The organism is Streptomyces sp. NPDC002513 (assembly GCF_053595355.1).
The window spans coordinates 1-3,953 of record NZ_JBSFXK010000134.1; the positions used below are offsets into that span (position 1 = coordinate 1).

Annotated in this window: 1 protein-coding gene; it reads left to right on the plus strand. The window is 75.2% G+C overall.

The window, feature by feature from the left end:
• On the plus strand, window positions 1-3,953 hold a 3,953-nt coding region (locus tag ACWD5Q_RS35195; RefSeq protein WP_451431137.1), incomplete at both ends, for an SDR family NAD(P)-dependent oxidoreductase.

Genomic DNA, 3,953 nt, shown 5'->3' on the forward strand with positions numbered 1-3,953 from the left:
CGCCGGATCGACCTGCCCACCTATCCCTTCCAGCGCCGCCGGTACTGGCTCGACGTGCCGCCGCCGGTCTCCGACGCCGACGGACTGGGCCTCGGTGTCACCCGGCACCCGCTGCTCGGCGCCGCCGTTCGGCTGGCCGGGACGGACGCGGTCGTGCTCACCTCACGCCTGTCCGTGCGGACCCATCCGTGGCTGGCCGACCACACCATCGACGGCACGGTCGTCGTACCGGGGACGGCGTTCGTGGAACTCGCCGTTCAGGCCGCCGACCGGACCGGCCCGCTCACCGTGGACGAACTCACCCTGCGCGAGCCCCTGGTGCTGCCCGAGGGCGGCGCGGTGCAGGTGCAGACCTCCGTCGAACCGGTCGGCGACGACGGCACGCGCACGGTCCGGGTCCATGCCCGGCCCGGCGACGCACCCGAGGACGGGCCGTGGACCCTGCACGCCACCGGAACCCTCACAACCGCCGCAGGACCGGCCGCGCCTGCCGGCTGGGACCTGCGCGCCTGGCCGCCGCCCGCTGCCCGGTCCGTCGACGTGACCGAGCTGTACCCCCGGTTCACGGAGACCGGCCTGGGCTACGGGCAGGCCTTCCAGGGGTTGCGCGCCCTGTGGCGGGACGGCGCCGACCTGTACGTCGAGGCCGAACTGCCCGAGCCGATCGCTGAGGACGCCGCCGGTTTCGCCCTGCACCCCGCGCTGCTGGACGCCGTACTGCACGCGCTCGGCGTCGACGACACCGAGCGCGACCCGGACGCCGGGGAAGGCCGCCGCAAGGCGCTCCTGCCGTTCCTGTGGTCCGGCGTGTCGCTGACCGCCGTCGGTGCCCGCGCGGTACGTGCCCGGCTGACCGTGCGCGGACCCGGGGAAGTCACGGTGCGCGTCGCCGACGCGGCGGGCGAACCGGTCGCGGAGATCGCCGAGCTGGTGCTGCGACAGGTGTCGGCCGGTGACATCACCCGTGCCGACACGGCGGCGGCCACGCGGCACCTGTACCGCGTGGCCTGGATTCCGGCCCCGGCCGCAGCCGAGGACCTCCCCAGGCCCGACACCCTCCCCACGCCCGAGAGCCCTGCCGTCCTCGGCGACCCCCGAAGCCTCCCGGCGCCGGCCACCGCGTACGCCGACGCCGCCGCTCTCGCCGCCCTGGACGCGCCTTTGGCGGATGTCCTGCTGCCCGTGCCCACCGGGCAGAGCACCCCGCAGGACACGGCGGAGGCGGTGCTCACCACCATCCAGGACTGGCTGGCGCGCCCCACGCTGCACGGCAGCCGCCTCGTCGTCCTCACCACGGGCGCCCGTACCGACCCGGCGATGGCCACCGTTTCGGGCCTGGTCCGTACCGCGATCAGCGAGCACCCCGGTCGGTTCGCCTTGGCGGACACCGACGGCACGGCCGCCTCCCTGCGGGCGCTGACCGCGTACCTCCCCACCCTCACCGGGACCGGCGAGAGCGAAATCGCCCTCCGCGAGGGCCGGGTGCTGCTGCCCAGGCTCACCCGGGCCGAGGCGCCGCCCGCCGCCACCCGACAGCCCTGGGGCACCGGCACCGTCCTGATCACCGGCGGCACCGGGGGCCTCGGCGCGCTGGTGGCCCGACACCTCGTCACCGCCCACGGTGTTCGGGACCTGCTCCTGCTGTCCCGGCGCGGCGGCGAGGCCCCCGGTGCCGACGAACTCGTCCGCGAACTGACGGGGCTCGGCGCCCGCCCGACCGTCACCGCCTGCGACGTGTCGGACCGCGCGGCGCTCCAGGAAGCCCTGGAGGGCGTCCGGCTGAGCGCGGTCGTGCACACCGCCGGCGTACTCGACGACGGCGTCCTCACCGACCTGACCGGCGACCGCCTCGCCCGCGTCCTGGCCGCCAAGCTCGCCTCGGCCCTGCATCTGGACGAGTTGACCGCCGGTCACGACCTGCGCGCGTTCGTGCTGTTCTCCGCCGTCGCAGGGGTCGTCGGCTCCGCCGGGCAGGCCGCGTACGCCGCCGCCAACGCCGCGCTCGACGCGCTGGCCGCCCGCCGCCACACGCGCGGCCTGCCCGCGCTGTCCCTGGCCTGGGGCCTGTGGGAGCAGACCACCGGCATGGGCGGCACCCTCACCGGGGCGGAGGTCGCCCGTCTGCGCCGCCTCGGCTTCCCGGCCCTCACCGCCGACGAGGGGCTCGCCCTGCTGGACGCGGTGCTGCCCAGCGCCGAACCCACCGCCGTACCCGCGGCCGTCGACACCACTGCGCTCGCCGCCCGCGGTGACACCCTCCCCGGCGTGCTGCGTGGCCTCGTGCCCGCCGCCCCCCGCAGGCGGCTCGCCACCGGCACCAGCGGCGGCGACGAGCCCGCACTCGCCGCCCGGCTGCGCGCACTGTCCCGCGCCGGACAGGACCGGCTGCTGCTGGACCTGGTGCAGACCCGCGTCGCCGCCGTCCTCGGCCACTCCGACGCCGCGTCGGTCGCGCCGGACCGCGCCTTCAAGGATCTCGGCTTCGACTCGCTCACCGCCGTCGACCTGCGCAACGACCTCGCCACCGCGACCGGCCTGCGCCTCCCGGCGACCCTCGTCTTCAACCACCCCAGCCCGGTCGCCCTCGCCGCCCACCTGCACACCGAACTCGTCGGCGACGACACGACGACGCCACCCGCCACCGCACCGGCACGGCCGGGCCATGCCGACGAGCCCATCGCGATCGTCGGCATGGGCTGCCGCTACCCCGGAGACATCACCACCCCGGAGGAGCTGTGGCGGCTCGTCGCCGACGGCGGCGACGGCATCACCGGCTTCCCCGCCAACCGCGGCTGGGACCTCGACGCCCTCTACGACCCCGACCCCGACCATCCCGGCACCGCCTACGTCCGCGAGGGCGGCTTCCTGCACGACGCCGACCGCTTCGACGCCGAACTCTTCGGCATCAGCCCGCGCGAGGCCCTCGCCATGGACCCGCAGCAACGGCTGCTCCTGGAGACCTCCTGGGAGGCCCTGGAACGCGCGGGCATCGACCCGCACTCCCTGCGCGGCACCGACACCGGCGTGTACGCGGGCCTCATGTACCACGACTACTCGGCCCGCCTGCACGCAGTGCCGGAGGAGGTCGAGGGATACCTCGGCAACGGCAACGCGGGCAGCGTCTTCTCCGGCCGTATCGCCTATGTCTTCGGCTTCGAGGGGCCCGCCGTCACCGTCGACACCGCCTGCTCCTCCTCCCTGGTCGCCCTCCATCTCGCCTGCCAGGCCCTGCGGTCCGGCGAGTGCACCACCGCCCTCGCGGGCGGTGTCACCGTGATGGCCACCCCGTCGACCTTCGTGGAGTTCTCCCGGCAGCGCGGCCTCGCCGCCGACGGCCGCTGCAAGTCCTTCGCCGAGGCCGCCGACGGCACCGGCTGGGCCGAGGGCGCCGGCGTGCTCGTCCTGATGCGCAGCTCCGAAGCCGAACGCCGGGGCCTGCGCGTCCTGGGCCTGGTGCGGGGCAGCGCGGTGAATCAGGACGGGGCGTCGAACGGGCTGACCGCGCCGAACGGCCCCTCCCAGCAGCGCGTGATCCGGCAGGCGTTGGCCAATGCCGGGGTGAGCGCGGGCGATGTCGATGTGGTGGAGGCACACGGCACCGGTACCACGCTCGGCGACCCCATCGAGGCACAGGCCCTCCTGGCCACCTACGGCCGCGACCGCGACGTACCGCTGCGCCTCGGGTCCATCAAGTCGAACATCGGACACACCCAGGCCGCCGCCGGGGTGGCCGGCGTGATGAAGATGGTCCTCGCCCTCCAGGCGGAACGCCTGCCGCGCACCCTGCACGTCGACAGCCCCTCCTCCCACGTCGACTGGGACGCCGGAGCGGTCGCCCTGCTGACGGAGGAACTGCCTTGGCCGCGTGGTGTGCGTCCGCGGCGGGCGGGTGTGTCGTCGTTCGGGATCAGCGGTACGAATGCTCATGTCGTCATCGAGGAGGCGCCCGTCGA